The 22,343-nt window shown below is 67.2% G+C and carries 17 protein-coding genes, 1 tRNA gene and 5 pseudogenes; 7 read left to right on the top strand and 16 right to left on the bottom strand.

Features of this window, described 5'->3' with window-relative positions; translation table 11 throughout:
* Nucleotides 1–18: 18 nt before the first annotated feature.
* Nucleotides 19–1,266, bottom strand: a complete 1,248-nt coding sequence (locus ACPEE0_RS05840) for an MFS transporter (protein WP_424574137.1) — start codon at nucleotides 1,264–1,266, stop codon at nucleotides 19–21.
* A gap of 169 nt (nucleotides 1,267–1,435) precedes the next feature.
* Here ACPEE0_RS05840 and ACPEE0_RS05835 point away from each other — a divergent pair, with 169 nt between their 5' ends.
* The 3 genes from ACPEE0_RS05835 (at nucleotide 1,436) to corA (ending at nucleotide 3,444) form a co-directional block, all read left to right on the top strand.
* Entirely contained in the window at nucleotides 1,436–1,915 is a 480-nt protein-coding gene (locus ACPEE0_RS05835) for an Lrp/AsnC family transcriptional regulator (protein WP_424574136.1), read from the top strand.
* Nucleotides 1,916–1,988: 73 nt separating this feature from the next.
* Nucleotides 1,989–2,414, top strand: a complete 426-nt coding sequence (locus ACPEE0_RS05830) for a DUF1761 domain-containing protein (RefSeq protein WP_407709746.1) — start codon at nucleotides 1,989–1,991, stop codon at nucleotides 2,412–2,414.
* 34 nt (nucleotides 2,415–2,448) lie between these two features.
* Nucleotides 2,449–3,444: a magnesium/cobalt transporter CorA gene (gene corA, locus ACPEE0_RS05825; RefSeq protein ID WP_424574135.1), complete on the top strand. Its 996-nt coding sequence runs from the start codon at nucleotides 2,449–2,451 to the stop codon at nucleotides 3,442–3,444.
* A 93-nt stretch (nucleotides 3,445–3,537) separates the two neighbouring features.
* Here corA and ACPEE0_RS05820 read toward each other — a convergent pair.
* From ACPEE0_RS05820 to galU, 4 genes and pseudogenes are all read right to left on the bottom strand, one after another.
* Nucleotides 3,538–3,610, bottom strand: a tRNA-Ala gene (locus tag ACPEE0_RS05820).
* Nucleotides 3,611–3,738: 128 nt separating this feature from the next.
* Nucleotides 3,739–4,646 (bottom strand): annotated as a pseudogene (locus tag ACPEE0_RS05815) (hypothetical protein).
* A gap of 105 nt (nucleotides 4,647–4,751) precedes the next feature.
* Nucleotides 4,752–5,372: a GNAT family N-acetyltransferase gene (locus ACPEE0_RS05810; RefSeq protein ID WP_009357002.1), complete on the bottom strand. Its 621-nt coding sequence runs from the start codon at nucleotides 5,370–5,372 to the stop codon at nucleotides 4,752–4,754.
* A 5-nt stretch (nucleotides 5,373–5,377) separates the two neighbouring features.
* Complete coding sequence (gene galU, locus ACPEE0_RS05805; protein ID WP_424574134.1) at nucleotides 5,378–6,283, bottom strand: UTP--glucose-1-phosphate uridylyltransferase GalU; 906 nt, start codon at nucleotides 6,281–6,283, stop codon at nucleotides 5,378–5,380.
* 107 nt (nucleotides 6,284–6,390) lie between these two features.
* Between galU and ACPEE0_RS05800 the strand changes: the two genes are divergently transcribed.
* The 3 genes from ACPEE0_RS05800 to ACPEE0_RS05790 all read left to right on the top strand — a co-directional run bounded on the left by ACPEE0_RS05800 (nucleotide 6,391) and on the right by ACPEE0_RS05790 (nucleotide 8,248).
* Nucleotides 6,391–7,011 (top strand): 5-formyltetrahydrofolate cyclo-ligase, encoded by a 621-nt coding sequence (locus ACPEE0_RS05800; protein ID WP_009357004.1) that lies wholly within the window; start codon nucleotides 6,391–6,393, stop codon nucleotides 7,009–7,011.
* Between the two features lie 116 nt (nucleotides 7,012–7,127).
* Nucleotides 7,128–7,403, top strand: coding sequence for an FmdB family zinc ribbon protein (locus ACPEE0_RS05795; protein ID WP_424574133.1), 276 nt, complete (start codon nucleotides 7,128–7,130; stop codon nucleotides 7,401–7,403).
* Between the two features lie 107 nt (nucleotides 7,404–7,510).
* The gene (locus tag ACPEE0_RS05790; RefSeq protein WP_424574132.1) at nucleotides 7,511–8,248 is read left to right on the top strand and encodes an RcpC/CpaB family pilus assembly protein; all 738 of its coding nucleotides are present in this window, start codon (nucleotides 7,511–7,513) and stop codon (nucleotides 8,246–8,248) included.
* Nucleotides 8,249–8,289: 41 nt separating this feature from the next.
* On the opposite strand, the gene ACPEE0_RS05785 is transcribed toward ACPEE0_RS05790, so the two are convergent.
* From ACPEE0_RS05785 to ACPEE0_RS05745, 9 genes and pseudogenes are all read right to left on the bottom strand, one after another.
* Nucleotides 8,290–10,767, bottom strand: coding sequence for a hypothetical protein (locus tag ACPEE0_RS05785; RefSeq protein ID WP_424574131.1), 2,478 nt, complete (start codon nucleotides 10,765–10,767; stop codon nucleotides 8,290–8,292).
* A gap of 1,255 nt (nucleotides 10,768–12,022) precedes the next feature.
* Nucleotides 12,023–12,268: pseudogene (locus ACPEE0_RS05780) on the bottom strand (hypothetical protein); the annotation flags it as partial.
* 342 nt (nucleotides 12,269–12,610) lie between these two features.
* Nucleotides 12,611–14,200, bottom strand: a complete 1,590-nt coding sequence (gene guaA, locus ACPEE0_RS05775; protein ID WP_424574130.1) for a glutamine-hydrolyzing GMP synthase — start codon at nucleotides 14,198–14,200, stop codon at nucleotides 12,611–12,613.
* Between the two features lie 115 nt (nucleotides 14,201–14,315).
* Nucleotides 14,316–14,828, bottom strand: coding sequence for a DUF3817 domain-containing protein (locus ACPEE0_RS05770; protein WP_009357009.1), 513 nt, complete (start codon nucleotides 14,826–14,828; stop codon nucleotides 14,316–14,318).
* A complete protein-coding gene (locus ACPEE0_RS05765; protein ID WP_424575331.1) occupies nucleotides 14,821–15,186 on the bottom strand; it encodes a hypothetical protein in 366 nt (121 codons plus the stop codon). The genes ACPEE0_RS05770 and ACPEE0_RS05765 overlap by 8 nt, the downstream gene beginning before the upstream one ends.
* Before the next feature lie 83 nt (nucleotides 15,187–15,269).
* A pseudogene (locus ACPEE0_RS05760) lies at nucleotides 15,270–15,620 on the bottom strand (SURF1 family cytochrome oxidase biogenesis protein); the annotation flags it as partial.
* A gap of 146 nt (nucleotides 15,621–15,766) precedes the next feature.
* Complete coding sequence (locus tag ACPEE0_RS05755; protein ID WP_009357011.1) at nucleotides 15,767–16,255, bottom strand: PTS sugar transporter subunit IIA; 489 nt, start codon at nucleotides 16,253–16,255, stop codon at nucleotides 15,767–15,769.
* 40 nt (nucleotides 16,256–16,295) lie between these two features.
* Complete coding sequence (locus ACPEE0_RS05750; protein ID WP_407709753.1) at nucleotides 16,296–18,035, bottom strand: glycerol-3-phosphate dehydrogenase/oxidase; 1,740 nt, start codon at nucleotides 18,033–18,035, stop codon at nucleotides 16,296–16,298.
* A 109-nt stretch (nucleotides 18,036–18,144) separates the two neighbouring features.
* Nucleotides 18,145–19,280, bottom strand: a pseudogene (locus tag ACPEE0_RS05745) (GuaB3 family IMP dehydrogenase-related protein).
* 49 nt (nucleotides 19,281–19,329) lie between these two features.
* Between ACPEE0_RS05745 and ACPEE0_RS05740 the strand changes: the two are divergent.
* A pseudogene (locus ACPEE0_RS05740) lies at nucleotides 19,330–19,934 on the top strand (hypothetical protein).
* On the opposite strand, the gene ACPEE0_RS05735 reads toward ACPEE0_RS05740, so the two are convergent.
* Together ACPEE0_RS05735 and ACPEE0_RS05730 are read right to left on the bottom strand one after the other, a co-directional pair.
* Complete coding sequence (locus ACPEE0_RS05735) at nucleotides 19,931–21,790, bottom strand: ABC transporter ATP-binding protein (protein WP_424574129.1); 1,860 nt, start codon at nucleotides 21,788–21,790, stop codon at nucleotides 19,931–19,933. The pseudogene ACPEE0_RS05740 and the gene ACPEE0_RS05735 sit on opposite strands and share 4 nt — an antisense overlap.
* A 37-nt stretch (nucleotides 21,791–21,827) precedes the next feature.
* On the bottom strand, nucleotides 21,828–22,235 hold the full coding sequence (locus tag ACPEE0_RS05730) for a hypothetical protein (protein WP_407709756.1): 408 nt from the start codon (nucleotides 22,233–22,235) through the stop codon (nucleotides 21,828–21,830).
* Between the last annotated feature and the right edge of the window lie 108 nt (nucleotides 22,236–22,343).

The following is a 22,343-nucleotide window of genomic DNA, read 5'->3' as shown; positions in this document are numbered from 1 at the left end:
GGCGGCGTACCGGATTTATCAAGACCGGCCGTGCCGGCGCACCGCCCGGACCAGCGTCAGGACGGACAGTGCGAGCGCGGCGGTACCGCAGGCAAGGACAAAGCCGGCCACCGCAGCCTCCTGTCCGGCCAGCCCGGCCAGCCAGCCGAGGCCAAGGACCGGGACGGCGCTGCCCAGATAGGTGATGACGTAGACCGTGCTGACAGTCTGGGCGTGGCGGAGGGGTTCCACCACGGCGGCGACCTCGTTGAACGTGGTCCTGAAGGCCAGCCCCTGCCCGGCACCGGCAGCGACGGCGGCCACCACGAGCAGCAGTGGACTGTGCCAGGCGCCGGCGGCCCCCAGCAGGATGACGGACCCGCCCAGCACTGCCAGCCCAGCGGGGACCGTGTAGCGCCCGCGGAGGGTCACCAGCTGGCTCAGTGCGGAGGCTCCGAGCGGCAGGGCGGCCAGCAGGCCGATCAACGGCCGGGATTGCGTCTCCAGGACCTGGGCAAAGTCGCCGGGCGCCAGGGACAGGCAGAAGCCGAACACAGCGAAACTGAGGAAACCCACGGCCGATGCCAGCCAAAAAGCGCCCCTGGCGTTCCCCGGCACGGCGAGGGGCCGCGGCGCCAGCACCTGCAGCGGCCGGGACACGGCCGGAAGCATGATGGCCGGCCGCGCCCGGATCAGGTAGAGCGGCACCAGGAGCGCCGCGAGGACCACGGAGTACACGGTGTAGGGGGCGCTGGTGGCGCCCGGCAGCAGGGACAGCAGCCCGCCCAGAACAGGGCCGGCCGCTACTCCGCCGGCGGAGGCCAGCAGCGTGAACCGTGATGCCCACTCCGGCCGCGAGGGCAGCAGTTCCCGCAGGGCGGCAGCACTGGCACCCGTGGCGAGTGCCACGGCAACGCCCTGCAGCGCCCGCCCAGTGCAGAGCGCGGCGAGAGAGTCCGCACCGGCGAACACCCAGCCGCCCGCCAGTCCGGTCAGCACGGCAAGCAGCAGCGCGGCGCGGCGTCCGATGTGGTCCGACCAGTGCCCGGCCAGCATCAGGGTGGCAACCAGCGAGAGGACGTAGCTGGCAAACGCGGCGGACACATCCAGCGGCGTGAGTCCCAGCTCCGCCTGCAGGAGCGGATACAGCGGCGTAGCGAGATTGGCCCCTACCAGCAGGACGAAAATGACTGCGCCGGCCATCACAAGCCGCGCCGTGGTGGATGCGTCCCACCCGGCAGATGATGCAGGGGCCGGGCGCATCCGGAGCTCGCTGAAGACCGTCATGGTGCCGCCTTTGGTTCTGCCACGGCAGGTGGTCCTTGTGGGAGCCCGGCGCGGCGTGGATGTGCGATGGTTCCAGAGTGGGGCATGGCTGATCGTTTGATGCGAAATCAGTGAAAGAATTGAGCAGGATCATCAAAAGTTTCCTGCCCATGTGATGGAGAGTGCTCATTTGAATAATCTGGACCCTACCGACCTCAAGATCCTCCTGGCGCTGATCCGCGACCCCCGGATCCAGATCGGCGATCTCAGCGATGCGGTTGGCGTGGCCCGCAATACCGCCCAGTCCCGGGTCCGGCGGCTCATCCGGGCGGGGGTGTTGCGCCCGGGCGGCCGGGAAGTGGACCTTGAGGCCGTGGGTTACGACGTGGTGGCGTTTGTGACCATCGAGGTCACGCACCGGGAACTGGACGGTGTGATCGCCGCGCTGCGGCTGATCCCCCAGGTCCTGGAAGTCCATGAAATTTCGGGACGCGGCGATGTCTGGTGCCGGGTGGTGGCCACAGACACCCACAACCTGCAGGCATCGCTCCGGCAGGTCCTCCGCATCAAGGGCGTCATCCGGACCGAAACAGTGCTGGCGCTGCACACCCACATTCCCTACCGGACCGAGCCCCTCATCAGCGGCCTCACGAAGGCGACCGCCGGCTGACCCCGGATTTCCTCCCGGAGTCCCGGGGCCGGCCTCCCCTGCCTGCCGGGCCCGGACGGCTAGGATTTCTTGAATGGATTGGCTCTCTTACGTCTCACAGATCAACTGGCTCGCGGTCCTGCTGGCTTTCGTGGCCAGCATGGCCATCGGCTTCGTGTGGTACATGCCGGCAGTGCTTGGCAACCGGTGGATGGCCGCCATCGGCAAGACCGAGGAGGACCTGAAGAACATCGGAGGCGGAGCGGGGATCTGGCTTCCCATGATGCTGGCCTCTGCCCTGACCGCCATCCTCCTGGCCGTCCTCATCAGCAAGCTGGGGCTTGACAATGCCCTCGCAGGAGCCTGGTTCGCGCTGGTGCTGGGACTTGTCTTCCGTGCCGGAGGCCACGTGATCCACAACGGCTTTGCAGGCCGTCCGGCTGCGGTGACAGTGATCGACGCCGGTCACGACCTGGTGGCAATGGCCGTGTCCGGCGCCATTATTGGAGCGATGTCCTGACCATCGTGAGCACGTACAGCGAAGGCGCCCGCCCATGACCATCATCGACAATGCCGTCTACGTTGACGGTGTCCGCCATGCCGAGCCGGAAAACCTGGAGCAGACCTTCGAGACGCTGGCGCACCACGGCGGGATGGCGTGGATCGGGCTGTACCGTCCCACCGCGGAGGAGATGGCCGCAGTGGCCGCGGAGTTCGGGCTCCACGCCCTCGCGGTTGAGGATGCCATCTCTGCCCACCAACGCCCCAAGCTGGAGCGCTACGAGGACAACCTCTTTACCGTCCTCCGGCCGGCACGCTACCTGGACGCCAGTGAGACAGTGGAGTTCGGGGAACTCCATATCTTCACCGGAAAGAACTTCGTGGTCACCGTGCGGCATGCCGAGACGGCCGGTGTGGCCCGCGTCAGGAAACGGCTTGAAGGCAGGCCCGACCTTCTCAGGCACGGCCCGGAGGCGGTGCTGTACGCCCTCCTGGACGCAGTGGTGGACGACTACGCACCCGTGGTGGCGGGGCTCGAGAACGACATCGACGAGATTGAGGACCAGCTCTTCAGCGGCGATTCCACCGTCTCGCGCCGGATCTACGAACTGGCCCGGGAAGTGATCCAGTTCCAGCGCGCCATCCACCCCCTGCCGGACATGATGCACCAGCTCAAGCGGGGCTTCGCGAAGTACGGCGTGGAAAGCGAGCTCCAGCACAGCCTGCGCGACGTGGAGGACCATGTTGAACGGGTGATCTCCCGGGCAGACTCCTTCCGGGACCTGCTCCAGAATGCCCTGACGCTTGACGGCACGCTGACCGCAAACCGGCAGAATGAGGCCAGCGCCGCACAGAACGAGCAGGTCAAGAAGATCTCGTCGTGGGCAGCAATCTTGTTTGCGCCCTCATTCGTGGCCGGGATCTACGGCATGAACTTTGACCACATGCCCGAACTGCACTGGGCCTTTGGCTACCCGATGGCGATCGGCCTCATGGCGGCAGTGGGCGCAGGGATGTACGGCATTTTCAAGAAGAAGGGCTGGCTGTAGGCCTGGCTTCCCGGAAAGAACAACACCCCGGTCCGAAGACCGGGGTGTTGACGATGACCTGAATCATTCACGAATCTAAACTCGCCACAATTGTGGAGCTAAGGGGATTTGAACCCCTGACCTCTTCGATGCGAACGAAGCGCTCTACCATCTGAGCTATAGCCCCGGAACGGCCGCCTGGTGCAGGTGCTGGACCGGTGACCCTAGGCTACAAATTTTCCCGCCCCAATGCCAATCGGCACCCTGGTGAGGGTCCTCAGCAGGCGGGCGCCGCCGTCGTACGCCGGTAAGGCTTTATGCGCGGCGGCGCTGCAGGACGTCGTCGAGGTTGCTCAGCGCGCTCTGTGCCTTGCTGAGCTGCTGGGCTTCCGCAGCCGGTGCGGCCGCGGGCGCCCCTGCTGCACCCTGCTTCAGCGAGGGCTTGCCCACTGCTTTCGGGGCAGCCGGCAGCTCAAGCGGCTCAGGCTCGGGGCGTTCGGCCTTGGCGGCGTCAACGTAGACAGGCTTGGGAACCTCTACAGGCTCCCAAGGGGTGCCGGCGGGAGTTCCCTGCGCCGCCGCTGCTGCGCTCGGATCGCCCGCGGCCACCGCCACGGCCAGGGCTGCCTCGCGAAGTTCCTGGGCTGTCAGCTGCTGGACTTTCGGCTGGTGGGCCTCGGCGTCAAAGAGCGGGCTTTCCCGTCGGGCGGGGGCGGATTCCGGCTTCGGCGGAATCCGCTCGGACACCTGCTTAACCGGCGGTGCACTCATGGCCGAGCGAAAGGCCGCGTCCACCTTGGCCTTGCGGTCGCGGACGGCCAGCCAGCGCAGGATGGCGACGGACACCGCCGTCAGGGCCGCGCAGGCCGGCGGCAGGAAGGGCGAGCCGAGGCCAAAGGGCAGCAGAAGTGCGGAAACCAGCGCCGTCATTAAGACAGGAGTCCGGCAAGCGCCAGTGCGGTACGTCCGTAACGGATCCGGAGGCGGCCTGCGGGGGCCGGGCCGGCAGACATTGCGGAGGGTCCGGCGCTCTTCCTGGCTTCCATGGGCTTCTCCTGCTGGGCGGCGACGTTCAGTAGCAGACCGGCTGGCTGATCCGGTTTTTCCTCGGCTGGGCCGTCCGACCGAAAATCGCCGGCGGGCTGGAACTGGTGCCGGCGGTTCCGGAGGACGTAGGGGGCAACCCACACAATCCAGAGCACGACGGCAACCACAAGGATCACTGAGCTGCTAAGGGGGAAGTCCACACTCAAAACCGTATGAGCATCACGCCTCCTGCCGCCGCATTAGCCGCGGTGTGTCGCAGCCCGGACAGCAAATGAGTGGATTTATGACGGCCTGGCGGCAAGCCAGCGCGTCAGCAGGCCTTCCGGAACCTCTTCCGACGTGAGGGCGAACGACCGGTGGTCCGCCCATTCTCCGTTGATGTGCAGGTAACGGGGCCGGTAGCCCTCGTCCCGGAAGCCCAGCTTCTCCACCACCCGCAGGCTCGGCCCGTTTTCAGGCCGGATGTTGATTTCCATCCGGTGCAGCCCGAGGGTCTGGAAGCAATGGTCCGTCACCAGGGCCACCGCAGTGGGGGCGATCCCCCGCCCTGCCCTGGCCTGGTCCACCCAATACCCCAACGTGGCCATCATGGCCGAACCCCACACGATCGAGGAGACCGTCAACTGGCCGATGATCGGCGGATTCCGCAGGCCCGCAGTGCGCTCCGTGATGACGAAGGGCAGGGCGGTAGCCTGCGCAGCCTGCGCGTTCAGCGAACGGACCATCTGCCGGTAGTCGGGAAGCCCTCCGCGAGGGTCCGGGTTGGACGCCTCCCACGGCGCAAGCCACTCGCTGTTGCGGGACCTGACCTCCGTCCACTCCTTTTTGTCCCGGTACCGGATGGGCCGCAGGACAAGGTCACCGCACTCCAGGGTTACGGGCCAGATGGGGCCGAATCGCACGGCCGCTACTTGGACAGGCCGCTGGTGAACCCTGGCAGCCACTCCCGAAGGCCCGGGCCGAGGTCCTCGCTGTCGATGGCCAGCTGGACGCATGCCTTGAGGTAGCTGAGCTTGTCGCCGGTATCGTAGCGGCGTCCCCGGAACACGACGCCATAAACGCCGTAGCCTTCGCCTTCCCCCGTGGCGAGCTCCTGCAGGGCGTCCGTCAGCTGGATCTCGCCGCCGCGGCCGGGGGCGGTGCGCTCCAGGACCTCGAAGACGGCCGGGTGCAGCACGTAGCGGCCGATGATGGCCAGGTTTGACGGTGCTTCATCCGCGGACGGCTTCTCCACCAGGCCGTTGACGCGCACGTACCCTTCGCCGTCGATCTCCTGGATGTCCGCGCAGCCGTAGGCGCTGATCTGGGACGGTTCCACCTCGATGAGGGCGACCACTGACCCGCCGGTCTTGGCCTGGACATCGATCATGGTGCTGAGCAGTTCGTCGCGGGCATCAATGAGGTCGTCTCCCAGCAGCACGGCGAAAGCTTCATCGCCCACATGCTGCTTGGCCCGGAGGACGGCGTGGCCCAGCCCGTAGGGGTCGCCCTGGCGCACGTAGTGGATGTCCCCGAGGTTGCTGGCCGCCTGGATGGATTCCAGCTTCTCGGTGTCCCCCTTGTCCGCGAGCATGGACTCCAGCGCCGGGACCCGGTCAAAGTGGTCCTCAAGAGCCCGCTTGTTCCGTCCCGTGATCATCAGGAGATCGTTTAGGCCCACCTGCACGGCCTCCTCCACCACATACTGGATGGCAGGCTTGTCCACCACGGGCAGCATTTCCTTGGGCATAGCCTTGGTGGCAGGAAGGAACCTGGTGCCCAGTCCGGCAGCGGGGATGACGGCTTTGCGAACTCTCGGGTTACTGGTACTCACCGGACTAATCTAACGTCAGCGTCAAGCATTCAGTAATCAACGGACCGGCGGGAAGCCGCCCGGAACCGGCCCATCAACCGCCACAACGCGGGTAACAAGGAGACACAATGGCCCAGCAGCAAGCCACCGTGAAGGACGACATCCGGACTGCCCACCGCCGGCGGCGGGCCGCCCTGACCCCTGCCGAACTGGAAGCCGCCGGCGCCGCCCTGGCGATGCACGGTGCGGCCTGGGCCGAATCCATGTCCGGTGGAAGGCAGGCCACGTTCTGCGTGTATCTCGGTACCGGCGTGGAGCCGCCCACGCTGCCCCTCATCGCGGCCCTCCACGGCAACGGCCACAAAGTCCTGCTCCCCGTCTGCGAGCCGGGCCGCGAGCTGAGCTGGGTTTTCTGGAGTCCGGACAGCCCGCTTGAACGCAGCAGGTTCGCACCCATCATGGAACCGGCAGGGACCCGCCATGGACCCGATGTCGCGGGGGAAGCCACCGCACTGTTCATCCCGGCCACCGCCGTGGATCTCGACGGCAACAGGGTGGGCCAGGGTGGCGGCTACTACGACAAGTTCCTGGGCCACCTCGCCACCGCCGGGAAGGAAATTCCGCTGGCCGCTGTTATCTACGACGATGAACTTCTCCCGGCGGGCCGGATTCCTGCCGAGGAGTTCGACCGTCCCGTTCCCGCCGTCCTTGTTCCCTCCGGGCTAAGGCCGCTGGGCAAGATCGCCTAGGGTCAGGCGGGGTGGCCGCAGCGGGATGATAGAATTAGCACTCAGGCCCTGCGACTGCTAATGGATTACCAGGTGGCAGCACGGGACCTCTCGTTTGCCCAAGAGGAGGAGCACCAGTGCCAACATATGCTTACGCCTGCAAGGATTGCGGCCACGCCTTCGACATCGTCCAGTCGTTCTCGGACAGCCCACTGACGTCGTGCCCTGAATGCCAGGGCGCGCTGCGCAAGAAGTTCAACAGCGTGGGTGTCGTGTTCAAGGGTTCCGGCTTCTACCGGACCGATTCCCGGGACTCCAAGGGCAGCACCGTCTCCGCAGCGCCGGCGTCCTCCACGCCCGCTCCGGCGGCGCCTTCCGCTCCCGCTCCGGCAGCTGCGGCCGCCGCCAGCTGATTTCCGGCGTTCGCCGTTACGACGGCGGCCCTGCAGCCGATGGGACGTTGTCCACATAGGCGCGGGGCCGCTGTCTTTTGCATATCCGGGGCGCTTAGCGTGGCGGCATGCCTGCTCATTCCTTCCGTGCCCGCCGGGAAGCTTCCGGATTCTTTCGACGTCCCCGCCCTCCGGTTCCCGCCGGCCGTTCGGCAGCGGCACGTCCCGGTGCCAGGCTCGGCGCCTGGCTGATCCGAAACAGGCGGCTTGCCGTTGCCCTGTTGCTGTGCGCGGCGGCGGCACTCACCGTCCACCAGCTCACGCCGGCACCGGTCCACACCGTCACAGCGCTTGCAGCCGCCCGGGACCTTCCTGCCGGGTCTGCCCTCGGAGCCACAGACATATCCCCCATCCAGGTTCCGCCCGGCATGCTCGCACACGGGGTCCTGCGCGAACCCGGCGAAGCGTCAGGCAGGCAGCTCGCGGCCCCGCTGCGCAAAGGCCAGCTGCTGGCGGACGCCCAGCTGCTGGGGCCCGGCCTCCTCACGGGCAGTCCCGCCGGCTCGGCTGCTGTGCCCCTTCGGATGGCGGACCCCTCGTCCGTCCAGCTGGTCTCCCCCGGGCAGCTGGTCAACGTGGTGCTGACGGCGGCGAACGGATTCGACCAGCACGCTCCGTCCGAAGTCCTGGCCACGGCGGTGCCCGTGCTGTGGACCTCCGCAACCGGCGGCCAGGGCGGGCAATGGCTTGGCACGCAGGAGACTGACGGCCTGATCGTCGTAGCCGCCACTCCGGAACAGGCGGCCCGGCTGGCCGGGGCATCCACGCAGGGCAAACTGTTCTTTGTCCTGGTGGGGACGCCGTGACCAGCTGCCTTCCTCAGGCGGCGCCGGTGCCCGCCAGGATGTCAGCCCCAGTGCGGCGGCTTCTGTTCCTTAAGCCATGCATCATGGTCGTCCTCGCGGTCGCCCCACGCCCGCGGATCATCCTCGGCGGCCCGGGCGGGAAGGATGCCCTCCGCCGGTTTCTGGCCTGCACGCGTGGCAGGAGCAGGCGCTTCCGCCGCCTCGCCACCGTCCGTGGGCCGCGCTTCGCTGTTGGTGCTGTTGGTCTTTTCGTCGCTGCCCACCTGGGCCGCCTCCTTGCTGTCCTGCCGGTCCGCGGCGGGTACTGCCTGCTGACCGGCCCGGGCTCCGGCGATGCCGGCCCGGCGTCCGGAGGCCGGGCCCGGGAAATGCGTAACGTTCGATGCCGGGGCGGAGTCCGCGGCGGCGTCGATATCATTCAGCGCCTGATCGACGTCGTCGTCAAGGAATCCGGGGGAAGCCACCCGTCCCGGAAGGACAACCTTTTCCAGTCCGAGGTACTTGGCGATCCGGTCTGCGCAGGCAGACGGGTCGGTGAAAACCTCGATGGTCCACAGCGGCATGTACCGCCACCCGAGGCGCTCAAGCAGCTGGGGACGCAGCCTGCTCCGTTCCCGGACGCTCATCGTCCGGTACTGTTCAGTGCCGTCGGATTCGATAGCCACAGGCCACGGAAGATCGGCGTCGTCCTGGCCCATGGTGTTCAGTGGATCGGCGGCGGCCACGACGTCGATGGCACCGTCGTACTGGTGCCACACCCGTGCCCCGCGCGCCCGCAGCCGGTCGCCCAGGTCGGCGACGAGCGGGTCGGCGCCGAGCGCCTGTTCGCTGGCGGCAGCGCGGGACGCCGGCGTACCGAGATCCGTGTTGCCCGAAATTTCCCGGTCCAGAAGGGCATACAGGTCCACTGCCCCGTGCGTCAGCCGCGTGTGGTCCAGGTCCTCGGGCCGGAAGCACGTCAGCACGTGCATCGAGCGCCGGGCGCGGGTCATGGCGAGGGCGGACTTTTCCCGCCCGCCTTCTGCCGAAAGCGGCCCGAAGCTGTGCAGGGCGCGCCCATGCGGGGTGCGGCCGAAGCCCGGCGAGAAAATGACATGGTCGCGTACCAGGCCCTGGGCCCGTTCCAGGTCCACCACCCGGAACGATTCCGGGCCCGCACCGAAGAACCCGGCGAGTCCGGGATGGTTGGGCAGCTGGAGCCTGATGGCCTCCCCGATCCGGGCAGCGTGACGCAGGCTTGCCGTGACCACGGCAAGGGAGGTGCGCGGGCGGAGGCGGGCGTGTTCGAAGACAAGTTCCACCACCCGGTTGACCTCGGCCACCACGGATTCAACGCCTTCGTGGTCGGCGCTGGGCAGCCCGGTTCCATCCGGCAGGTACTCCACCAGCAGGGACCGGTCCAGCCCCGTGGCCGACTGGCCTTCCGGCAGGCGTTGGAGCCCGCCGTCGTAAAAGTTCTTGCTCAGTTGCAGGACCAGGTCTTCGTCCACGGCGCGGTAGACGAAGTTCAGCCGCCACACCGGCAGCACGGCGGACAGGGCGGTGAAGGCACTCTCCACCCGCTGGTGTGCCGACTCACCGGGCGCCAGCCGCTCCACCCCCACGGTGAAGGTGCGCGGGCTGGCGATGCGGGCGTCACCGAAGGCAATGACCTGCCGCGCCCGCGCGATGGAGGGCAGTACTGCCTGCAGCGAGGTGGCTTCGGCGTCGAGGACGACCACGGCGTCGAAGTGCTGCTCCGCGGGCAGCAGCCCGGTCATCAGGTAGGGGCTCACGGACCACACCGGCACCAGGGTCCCGATCAGGTCCGGGGCCTGGGCGGTCAGCGCCGGCAGGGACACACGGCCGTCCTTGAGCAGGCTGCGGAGGAGGTCGGCCTGGCGCGGCTGGTCAGCGATCGCGGCGCGCCAGCGTTCGGCAAGGTCCCAGCGGAGCCGGGCCGCGCCGCTGGCGATGTGCGCGTTGTCCGCGAGCCGGTACTCGGCTTCGAGCTGCCGCAGGGCGTCGCCGTCGGACATTGCCAGATAGTCGTCGCCGCTGATCATCGCCTCAAGCGCCGACTGCCACCAGGCGAGTTCCAGCTCGGCGGCCACGGAGGCGGCGGGTACTTCCCGCTCGGCCAGGTCCGCCAGAAGCTCCCCCAGCCCGTGCTCGCGCATGTTCTCCACCAGCAGCGTCCGTTCCGGCAGGGTCTTCAGCGTGTCCGTATCCGCCACCAGCCGCTCAAGGCGCTCCATGAGCTCCTCGTACCGGACGGTGGAGAGCGCGCCGCCCGCCGCGGTATGCCTCAGGGCCTCGCCCAGCTGGGTGAGCTCACGGTCCAGTTCCCGGTACATGGCGTTCATCTCGGCAAGCCCGGACGGAACAGCAGGGTGCCGCTGGGTGGTGGCGTAGCCGGCCCACAAGGCCCGCTGTTCCTGGACCAGTACCAGCGAGCTGTGCAGGTCGGCGATGTGGACGCCGGGCCGGACGTATTCCTTGGCCACCCTGCGCAGCCGGGACCGCTGCATGGAGGTCATCTCGATGCCGCGTTCCCGCCGCCAGGAGGAAGGGGCGGTGGCGGAAATGAGGTCGGTGACCGGCCGGTCGAAGATGTCCGGGTGAACTGTCCAGGCTGCCGCGCACAGCCACCAGCAGTTCCAGCTGCTCGCCCCATTCGGCGAAGGATGCACCGAGGCGGATCTCCGCGTGCTCGGCCACGGCGTTCATGCGCTCCCGCAGGGCAGGCAGGCTCTTCGCCACGGAGCGGACCAGTTCCTGGGCTTCCTCGGTTTCCTTCCGGGTGAGGAGCCGCGCGCCGTGCCAGGGGCTGGTGGTGGCGGCCTTGCTGAAGCTGCCCAGCTCGGCCGCACGGCGGAGCCTTCCGGCCAGTTCATCGCGGTCGCGGATGCTGTCCAGGACGCTCCGCTTGAGCCGCACGGTGGTGGCCGGAGCGGGGTGGATGGAGGTCAGTTCCGCCAGCGACTGCATGGCCTGGTAGGGCGAGCATCCCCACCGCTGCCGGACGTTGTGCAGCGAGGCCACGTGGTCCATCAGCGCGTGGCGGTGTTCGGTCAGGGTGGTGTAGAGGTTGCCGAGCTGCGGTTCCAGCGACTTCTCGTTGCGGACGATGGCCCGGACCAGCTGGCCTTTGAGCTGCTGGGCCGTCACGTTCCCGGAGAGCTGGAACAGGATGGATTCAAGGCCCAGGGACTCCAGCTGGCCGGACACCTCGTTGAGGCTGGCGCGGCGGTCCCCCACCACCAGGACGGTCTTGCCGGCATCCACCAGGGCGCCGATGGTGTTGATGGCCGTCTGCGTCTGTCCGGTGCCGGGCGGGCTGCTGACCACCAGGGAATCGCCGGCGCGCGCAGCATCGATGACGTACTGCTGGTCCGTGTCCGCATCCAGCAGGAGCAGTTCGTCCTTGGGGTGCCGGCTGTCCAGCGGCGGGAAACGGGACGGATCCGGCTCCTCCACGTCCACCACTTCTCCCCCGGCCGCGGTAGCCAGGGCAGAGACGATGGGATTGGAATCGTTGATCCAGGGGTCGTCCAGGTTTCCGGACAGGTCAGCGAAGGTGGACACCAACAGGTTGTGCTGGGCCTCGGCGCCATGGATGGGCCGGATCAGGGTGCCCAGCCGGTCCAGTACAGGCTGCGGGTCGAAGCGGGCGGTGCTGTAGGCCAGCCGGGTGACGGCATTGACGTCGAACACAATGCCGTGGATGTTTTTCAGGTGCCGGACCAGCGCCGGGTTGATGTGCGCCTGCTCGGTCAGCTGAAGCTCGTAGTCGTCTTCGCCAGGCCGCACGGTCAGGGAAATCGCGGTGAGCATGACTGGCGCAGAGATGCGCTGCGGCTTGCCCCCGACGGCGGATGTCCACACCACGGTGCCGGCCGAGAGGTAGCCGGCGTCGATCCCGCGGTCGTTAGCGAGCTCGAAGATCTTGGAGCGGATGTTGCGCGAGGCCCGTGCCGCCACGAGGTACTGCTGCCGGTCCCGGATCAGGGTGGAGAGGCGCGTGCGGCGCCCGGCCATGAGCTGGGCAAGGCCGGACGGATGCGCGTGGGTCAGGTCGATGGAGCCTTCAGGGGTCTTGGTGAAGCGCAGCATCGTGTCTGCACCCGTGACGGGTTTGAGCCCGGACAGCCATTTGCGAAGCTCTTCCGAGCCTTCCGGGTGGCCTTGACCAACTGACACTACTGCCTTCTTTTCTGCGCTTGCGCGTGACGCCCTGGACCATACCGGCATACGTTCGAGCGTAGCCGCTCCGGCGCCGGACTCGAGAGACCGCAACACTGGAGAGCCCGAATTTGCGGAGATTTGATCCGGAAACAGGAGTGGCCGGCCTCCGTTGACGGAGGCCGGCCACTCAGGATGCTATTCCCACTCGATGGTTCCTGGCGGCTTGCTGGTGACGTCCAGCACCACGCGGTTAACGCCGTCCACCTCGTTGGTGATCCGGTTGGAAATCCTGGCCAGGAGGTCGTACGGAAGCCGCGACCAGTCGGCGGTCATGGCGTCCTCGGACGAGACCGGGCGGAGCACGATGGGGTGGCCGTAGGTGCGGCCGTCACCCATGACGCCCACGCTGCGGACATCGGCCAGCAGCACCACGGGCATCTGCCATACGTCGTTGTCCAGCCCGGCGGCGGTCAGCTCGGCGCGGGCGATGGCGTCGGCCTTGCGCAGCAGGTCCAGGCGTTCCCTGGTGACTTCGCCGACGATCCGGATGCCCAGGCCGGGCCCGGGGAACGGCTGGCGGCCCACGATCTCCTGCGGCAGCCCCAGCTGGGCGCCGACGGCGCGGACCTCGTCCTTGAACAGTGCACGCAGCGGTTCGACGAGTTCGAACTGCAGGTCCTCGGGGAGCCCGCCCACGTTGTGGTGGCTCTTGATGTTCGCTGCGCCTTCGCCGCCGCCGGATTCGACGACGTCCGGGTACAGGGTGCCCTGGACCAGGAACTTGATCTTCTCGCCGTGCGCGGCGGCCTCGGCGATGATGGCCAGCTCGGCCTCTTCGAAAGCACGGATGAACTCGCGGCCAATGATCTTGCGCTTGGTCTCGGGATCGCTGACGCCGGCGAGGGCGGACAGGAAGCGCTCCTGCTCGTTGGCGACGTAGAGCTTCACGCCGGTGGCCGCCACAAAGTCCCGCTCCACCTGTTCGGCTTCGCCTTCACGCAGCAGGCCGTGGTCCACGAAGACACAGGTAAGCTGGTCGCCCACCGCGCGCTGGACCAGGGCAGCGGCGACGGCTGAGTCCACGCCGCCGGAGAGGCCGCAGATCACGCGTGCGTCCCCCACCTGCTGGCGGATGCGCTCCACCTGCTCTTCCAGGATGTTGCCGGTGGTCCAGTTGGGCTCGATCTTGGCGCAGTTGAACAGGAAGTTCTCCAGCACCTGCTGGCCGTAGGCGGAGTGCTTGACTTCGGGGTGCCACTGCACGCCGAAGAGGCCCTTTTCCTCGTTGGCGAAGGCAGCCACTTCGGCGCCCGCCGTCGTCGCCAGGACCTCGAAGCCCTCCGGGGCCCGGTGGACGGAGTCGCCGTGGCTCATCCAGGTCTTCTGGTGCTGGGGCATGCCCTCCAGGACGGAGCGCCCTTCGCCCAGGATGGTGGTTTCCGTGGAGCCGTACTCCCGCAGCCCGGTCTTGTCCACCTTGCCGCCCAGGGCGTTCGCCATGGCCTGGAAGCCGTAGCAAATGCCGAAGACCGGAACACCGGCCTCGAAGAGGTCGGCACCGACGGTCGGGGCACCGTCCGCGTAGACGCTGGAGGGTCCGCCGGACAGGATGATGGCGGCCGGATTTTTGGCGAGGAGCTGCTCGGTGGAGTAGGTATGCGGAACCACTTCCGAATACACATTCGCTTCCCGGACGCGGCGGGCAATCAGCTGCGCGTACTGGGCACCGTAGTCAACTACCAGCACCGGCTTCTGGGAAGTCTGGGATGCAGTGGGAGTAGTCACCGTAATAGCCTACTTTGCGCCGTTGCACCGGCGCACCTTGAGAAGGGGTGCTGTGACGGAGCAGACGTCCGACGGCGGGCGGCGGCCGGGTGCCGCCCGCCGTCGAACATGGACGTCAGTACCGCTGCGGCGCCTGCGGGTTGGCGGCCAGCTCGGCCTCCACCTCGGCGTGGAACTTCTTCTCCACAATGAAGGACAGGAACGGGATGACGCCGCCGAGGGCGAGCAGGATCAGCTTGAGGAACGGCCAGCGCATGAGCGACCAGAGCCGGAAGTTGGACATCAGGTACACCACGTACATCCAGCCGTGCACGATCAGGACGGTGACGGACAGGTTGACCCCGTCCAGCACTCCCGGAGGCTCGGCGTCGGCGAACCCGAAGCCGAACGGCTGCCCCGTGACGGCATTGGTGCCGCCGGCGAACAGGTACTGCCCGAAGCCGTACCGGGCGATCAGTTCGGCGCAGAGCAGCAGCAGCATGGCGCCGGTGAGGTAGGCCAGCACCTTGTAGAACTTCAGGGCCGAGCGGATCTGCGCCTCGGTGCCGCCGAAGCGCCGCTTCTTGCCTGCGGCCTTGCCGGCTGTGTTGCCGCCTGCTGCGGAGGTGGCGGGTTTCGGTTCAATCATGGCTGTACCTTTTGCTGGTTCGGTTCCGGGTGCTGGTTCTGGTCGGGCCGCTGTCCGGGTCCGGAGCGGCCTCGTGGTGTTCGTCGTCTAGGGCCTCTTCCAGGTCGCGGTGGTAGTCGTCCTTCACCAGCCGCCACCAGATGAACAGGGCGAACCCGGCGAAGACCACCCATTCGAGCGAGTAGAAGAGGTTGAGCCAGTTGATCTGCTGACCGGGCGGCTGCGGCCCGATTTCCAGGGGCAGCAGGTCGCCGGGCACGGCCGCACGGCTGACATCAGCTCCCCCTGCCACTTCGGCGGTGGCAGCCACGAAGCCGGGGTAGCTGCTGACTTCCCAGTAGTTGATGAGCTCGGCCACGGAAACGGCGGTGGCCTGGCCGGTTGCGGTGCAGTTTTGGGGAGCGGGGCTTCGGACGGCAGCAGCCGCCCGGTCAGTTCAACAGCGCCAGACGGCGGCGCCGGCGCGTCTTCGGGGTTGGCAACCCATCCGCGGGCCACGGGGATCCAGGTTTGCGGCGAGGCCGCGGCGCCGGCCAGCGCCGGGGCGCCGTCGACGGCGAAGGCGGAAACCACCCAGTAGCCGGGTTTGCCGTCATGCAGGCGGTCCGGGACCAGGACCTGCTTCTCCGGATCATAGGTGCCCCGGGCACTGACCATCTGGTCGGCGTCGGTACCGTGGAAGAACTCGCCCGGCTGGAGGGTGCCGGTCAGCGGCTGGACCTTTTCGGTGGCGGGGTTGACCGGTGCTTCGGGCTGCGTGGAGCGCCCGAACTGCCACTGGCTGAGCAGCACGAAGACCCCGGAAATGGCGATCGCAAAAACAAATCCAGCGATCCAGCGGGGTTTAAGGGCAGTTTTCCAGCACGTCTTAACCGTACTTCGTACCTTTGTAGAACAACTAAACGCGGACGCCGGCGGCCTCTGCGGAGTGCGCCGGATCAGTGGTCGAAGAAGACCAGGCTGGAGTTGATCAGTTCGGCAATGATGTCGGCGTCGTAGGCGCGCCGCAGCGATTCGCGGAACGATTCCTTGGACAGAGACCTGGCCAGGGTCGCCAGGACTTCAAGGTGGTCGGAGAAGGAACTGGCGGGGGTGGCGATCAGAAGGATCAGCGTGGCGGGCCCGTCGGCGGCGCCGAAGTCCAGGGCGTGGCCGTACTTGGCGACGCCCACCGCGATGGACGTGCGGGTCACGTACTCGCTGCGCGCGTGCGGCAGCCCGATTCCGCCCGGAAGCCCGGTGGCCAGCTGGTGCTCGCGGGCGTTGACGTGCTGCAGGAACCCTTCAAGGTTCGAGACGCGTCCGGCGGCGTAGAGCCGTTCCGCAAGCTGGGTTGCGGCGTCGGCCTTGTCCGATGCCTCCATTTCGAGGATGACCATCTCTGGGGTGGTGAGGTCGGCATCATACGGGTCAAGTGCTTCCGCCAAGGCATTTCCCTTCAGTCGGCAGTACGGGGCATCCGGCCCCTCAGCGCAAGGGCACGATGTCTTCCACGCCCAGGCGGGCGGCGTCTGCGGATTTGTCGTCCGGCTGTTGCTGGCTGAGGCGTTCGGCCTCCACGCGCGCAATGTAGTGCCGCACCTCATTTTCGCGCTGCGCGTCGCTCCAGCCGAGGACGTCACCCATCAGTTTAGCGACAACCGGGACCGCGGACACACCGCGGTCCCACGCTTCGATCGAGATCCGCGTCCGCCGGGTGAGTACATCGTGCACGTGCCGCGCCCCCTCATGTGTTGCCGCATAGACGGCTTCGGCCTGGAGGTAGTCGTCGGCGCCGGGGATCGGCTCGGCCAGCGCCGGGTTCTCTTCAATGAGCGCCAGCACCTCCGGGGTCAGGGACCCGTACCGGTTGAGCAGGTGTTCGATCCGGGCCACGTGCACGCCGGATTCCTCGGCGGTCCGGTTCCTCCGGTTCCAGGCCGCACGGAAACCGTTGGCCCCGAGCAGCGGGATGGTTTCCGTGCAGCTGGGCGGGACCCGCTCGTCCATGGTCCGGGTGGCCTCGTCCACGGCGTCCTTGGCCATCACCCGGTAGGTGGTCCATTTTCCACCCGCGACGACGACAAGGCCGGGAACCGGGTGCGCCACCACGTGTTCGCGGGACAGCTTGGCCGTGGAGTCGTTTTCGCCGGCAAGGAGGGGCCGCAGCCCGGCGTATACGCCTTCAACGTCTTCGCGGGTCAACGGCCGCTTGAGGACCCTGTTGACCTGCTCAAGGATGTAGTCGATGTCCTTGCTGGAGGCCGCCGGATGGGCCTTGTCCAGGTTCCATTCAGTGTCAGTGGTGCCGATGATCCAGTGCCGGCCCCACGGGATGACGAACAGCACAGATTTCTCGGTGCGCAGGATCAGTCCCACGGTGGACTGGAAGCGGTCCCGGGGCACCACCAGATGGATCCCCTTCGAGGCGCGCACCTTCAGCTGGCCGCGTTCGGTCACCATCGCCTGGGTTTCGTCGGTCCAGACACCAGTGGCGTTGATGACCTGCTTGGCGCGGACGTTGAACTGCGTGCCGTCCTCACGGTTGACCACCTTGGCGCCCACCACGCGTTCGCCTTCGCGGAGGAAGTCCACCACAGCCATCTGGTTGACGGCATGGGCGCCGTAGTAGGCGGCGGTGCGGACAAGGTTGGCGACGTATTTGGCGTCATCCACCTGCCCGTCGTAGTACCTGATGGAACCGACGAACGCGTCATTCTTGAGGCTCGGGGCGGCCCGCAGGGTGCCCCGCTTCGACAGGTGCTTGTGGAACGGGACACCGCGGCTGTGTCCGCTGGAGATGGACATGGCATCGTACAGTGCGATGCCGGCGCCCACATAGGGGCGCTCGATGAAGGGTTTGGTGAGCGGGTAGAGGAAGGGCACCGGCCGGGCCAGGTGCGGGGCCAGCTCGGAGAGCAACAGCCCGCGTTCCTGCAGGGCTTCCTTTACCAGCGCGAAGTCGAGCATCTCGAGATACCGCAGGCCGCCGTGGATGAGCTTGGAGGACCGGGACGAGGTCCCGGCCGCCCAGTCACTGGCTTCGACGATGCCGACGCTCAATCCCCGGGTGACGGCGTCGAGGGCTGCTCCGGTGCCGACGATGCCGCCGCCAACAATGAGGATGTCCAGTTCCTGGCCTGGCCGTGAGGTGTCACGAAGCCGCTGGATGGCTGCTTCCCTGGCTGCCGGACCGAGTGCCCCGCCATGAGCAGGAACAGTCTTCATCGAACGCCTCCAGTGCCGCTAGTGCCGGTAGTAGAACCACCCTACTTGCTGGACGCCCACTTGGCAGGAAGGCCAGGGGCGGACGCCGCCCCCGGCCTTCCCCGATGGGTCAGTTCCCTTCGTAGGGTGAAACGACGACGTCGACGCGCTGGAATTCCTTGAGGTCCGAGTAGCCCGTGGTTGCCATCGAACGGCGGAGGGCCCCGATAAGGTTGGACGTCCCGTTGGTGTGGTGGCCCGGTCCGAAGAGGACTTCCTCCAGGGGGCCGACCGTTCCCACGTTGACCCGGTCGCCGCGCGGGAGCTCCAGGTGGTGCGCTTCCTGCCCCAGTGCCAGCCCTTGCCGGGTGCCTCCTCGGCACGTGCCAGCGCGCTGCCCAGCATGACGGCGTCGGCGCCCATGGCAATGGCCTTGACGATGTCGCCGGAGGTTCCCATGCCGCCGTCGGCGATCACGTGCACGTACCGGCCGCCGGACTCATCCATGTAGTCGCGGCGGGCTGCGGCGACGTCGGAGATGGCGGAGGCCATGGGCGAGTGGATGCCCAGTGCGCGGCGCGTGGTGGTGGTGGCGCCGCCGCCGAAGCCGACCAGGACGCCGGCCGCGCCGGTGCGCATGAGGTGCAGGGCGGGGGTATAGCCGGCCGCACCGCCCACGATGACGGGGACGTCAAGCTCGTAGATGAACTGCTTCAGGTTCAGCGGCTCGTGGTCCTTGGACACGTGCTCTGCCGATACGGTGGTTCCGCGGATGACGAAGATGTCGACGCCCGCGGCCACCACGGTCTTGTAGTGTTCCTGCGTGCGCTGCGGGGTCAGGGAGCCGGCAACAGTGACGCCGGCGTCGCGCATTTCGGCCAGGCGGGTGGTGATGAGTTCGGGCTGGATAGGTGCCTGGTACAGCTCCTGCATCCGCCGCGTCACGGCGGGGCTGTTGGTCTCGTCCTGCAGGGCGCCGATCTCGTCCAGGATGGCCTGCGGGTCCTCGTAGCGGGTCCAGAGGCCTTCAAGGTCGAGCACGCCAAGGCCGCCGAGCTGGCCCAGGGTGATGGCCGTTGCCGGGGACATGGCCGAATCCATGGGCGCTGCGATGACGGGCATGCTGAACTGGTAGGCATCGATCTGCCAGGAGACGGAGACGTCCTTGGGGTCGCGGGTGCGACGGTTGGGGACGATTGCTATGTCATCCAGGGAGTAGGCACGACGCCCACGCTTGCCACGGCCGATCTCGATCTCATAAGTCACTGCTCTAGGTTATCCCAGCCCGCGTGCCGCCCTTGGCTAGAGTGGCCTTATGGGCAGGCGGTGGATTTTTGACGGGCATATTGCCGGTATTGGCACCGCCTCCGGCCTGCGGGCAGTCGTGGGGGTCTGGCAGCACTCCCCTTTCGGGCCATTTGCGGATGTCATGGTCCAGCAAAAGTCCGGCCACCGGCTGCTGCTCGCTCCCAGTGACGAGGTGGCCGGCTTCATCTCCGACACCTACAGCTTTGACGAGGTCCGCGTCCAGGACGTGTCCGTTGTGCTTGCCCGCCGGGCCCTGGCCGTTGACGCCGGGCCCCTCCACCTGCGCGCCCGTATCGGTGCCCGGACACTGCTTGGGAAGGGGCTGCGGGCCGTTCCCCGGCCGCTTGCGGTGCATCCCCGCTGGCTGAGTGCGGTGAGCCCGCTGGCGTCCTTCGCCGCGCCGGGCGCCCGGACGTTCGGCACGGCGGGCAACGGCCGCCTTGAGTACTACGGGGTGAGCGACCTGCACCACGTCACCTCCGCCGTCGTGCGCTGGGAAGGGCACGACGCCGGGGCGCTGGCTGACATCAAGCCGCCGGTGACGTTCGGGTTCAGCAGCGTACCGCCGCGGCCCAGCCTGGCGCGGTGCGGACCACGGTGGTGGAGTCCTAGATTCCGCCTGCCTCCTCAACGGAGAGTTGGGATTCGAACATGCGGAAGTAGCGGCCGCGGAGAGCCACCAGTTCGCGGTGGGTGCCCTGCTCCACGATCCGGCCGTCCTCGAGCATGTAGACGATGTCCGCATTCTCGATGGTGGCCAGCCGGTGGCTGATGGCAATGATTGTGCTGCTGCGGTCCGCAAAAAGCCGGGTGAAAATCCGGTGTTCGGCGAGCGCGTCGATGGCTGACGTGGGTTCGTCCATGACCATGAACGAGGCGTCGCGGTAGAAGTTGCGTGCCATCGCGAGGCGCTGCCACTGGCCGCCGGACAGTCCGCTGCCTTTGCGGCCTCGGGGGTCCTCCATCCAGTTGCTGACGTGGTTGTCCAGGCCGTTGGGCAGCTTGTTGATGAAGTCGAGCGCCTCAGCGTCGGCAGCGGCCCGGCGGATCCTGGCGTCGTCCCTGGGTGAGTCGACGTCGCCGAACCAGATGTTCTCGGCGGCAGTGGCGAACTCGTACTTGAGGAACTCCTGGCTCAGCACCGCCAGGTGCCGGTGCCAGGAGGTGACGTCGACGGCGGCGAGGTCCACGCCGTCGAGCATTACCTGCCCGGAGTCCGGCCGGTAGAGGCCGGCAAGGATCCGGATCAGGGTGGACTTTCCGGCCCCGTTCTCCCCCACAATGGCGATGTGCTGGCCCTCACGGATGGTCATGCTGATCCCGCGGATGACTTCGATGTCGCTGCCGGTGTAGGTGAAGCGGATGTCCCTGAGCTCCACTTCGCGGGGCGCGGCCAGCAGCGGCGGCGCGTGCTCGGAGTGCACGGGAAGGGCCATGAACAGCTCGTAGTCCTTGAGGTTTGCCAGGTCCTCATCGATGGAACTGAGGGAGGAGACCAGGTTGTTCGCGGTGGACAGGGCCCGGCTGACGATCTGCTGGACGTAGAGGAACTGGCCGACGGGCTGGGCGCGGGCGATGATTTGCCCCACCACCCAGATCAGCGATACCACCTCGGCGCCGTACTGGAGGGCGTCGGCAGCCAGTTGCTTGGGGATGTACCGCCGCTGGAAATCGAGCCGGCGGCGCTCGTCCGCGTCCCGTAGCCTCGACCGGAGATCCATTAGGAAACCGACGATTCCGTACAGCCGCATTTCCGCGATGTGCTGGGGCCGCAGGAGGTTGGTCTCGATCATCCGGCGCTGCCGCCGGGAGTCCACCTGCGTGTTCCAGTGCGCGATCTGTTCGCGGGAGAGCTTGAACTGCAAATAAACGCTGGGCACGATCGCCACCAGAACGATGACCGCGATCCACCAGCTGACCAGCAGCAGGGCTCCTACGGCCAGGATCACCGAGACGAGCTGGGTGAAGATGCCGGCGATGCGGTCAAGGACCCGGGCATGGGAATCGGAGAACCGCTTGGCACGGTCATAGAGGTCAACGGTCTCTTTGTCGTCGTACCGCCAGAACTCAAGGGCCAGGAAGCGTTCGTACATCTGGTCGCCCACGATGGCGCCTACTTTGAAGCTCATGAGCTGCTGGATGTAGCGGTCGACGCTGGTGAAGGCGCCCCAGAAGAGGCCCAGCGCGGCGGTGATGATGACGTAGACGATGGCCATCTGGCCGGCACCGGCGTCACCCGTGTAGGCGGCCGCGAGAGCGGTGGTCGTCAGGGCCGCGAAGTACGTGGTGACCAGGGGCAGCACCGCTGAGATCAGCGAGCCGAGCACCTTCATGATGACCGCGCCCGGAGAGGCGCGGAAGCTGACCCGCAGGACCTGGGCTACAGCCCGGGCGTAGGGGCGCAGGGCCAGCCGGCGCTGCGGATCGCGTTTGGGTTGCAGTTCGGCCGGATGGCCAGTCGGAGGCATGCCCCCAGCCTATTACCGCCCGGCGGAAGGGGCGGAGCTAGTATTCCTCACCGTACTCGTACTCGGGGAAATCAAAGCAAGCACTGTACCCGGCTACCCGGAGGGTCTCCGAACCCGACTGGAAAGACACCAGCAGGTGGGTGCCGTCGCCGTGCAGCAGATCCACTCTCCGCTCGCCGCCCGCAGCCGTGCCGTCTTTAATCTGCCAACCATCCTTGGACTGCATGGACTTCACCACGGCATCCAGGAAGGCATCACGGTCAACGCCCGGCTCCAGTTCAGCTTCGGCGTCACCGGTCCATTTCCGCTGCTCGCCGGAGCAGAGCATCAGCGGAGAGGTGTCATGGGCGAAACGGGAGACTATTTTGTCTGCAGGCAGCAGCCCAATGATCTCCTGCTCTATGGACATGACCTTGTCCTTGGCTGATTCCAGGCTGCCGTCCATATGCGTTCCTTCTCCGGCCTGCCCGCAGGCGGCCACCATTGCCGTAAGTGCTGCTATCGCCGCTAAGCGCAGGGCCTGCGGATGCCTGGGTTTATCGTTCAAGAATTT

Source organism: Arthrobacter sp. SD76 (assembly GCF_049726125.1).
Classification (GTDB): domain Bacteria; phylum Actinomycetota; class Actinomycetes; order Actinomycetales; family Micrococcaceae; genus Arthrobacter; species Arthrobacter nitrophenolicus.
Note: the sequence above shows the minus strand (reverse complement) of the source record. Positions and strands in the feature narration are given on the sequence as shown.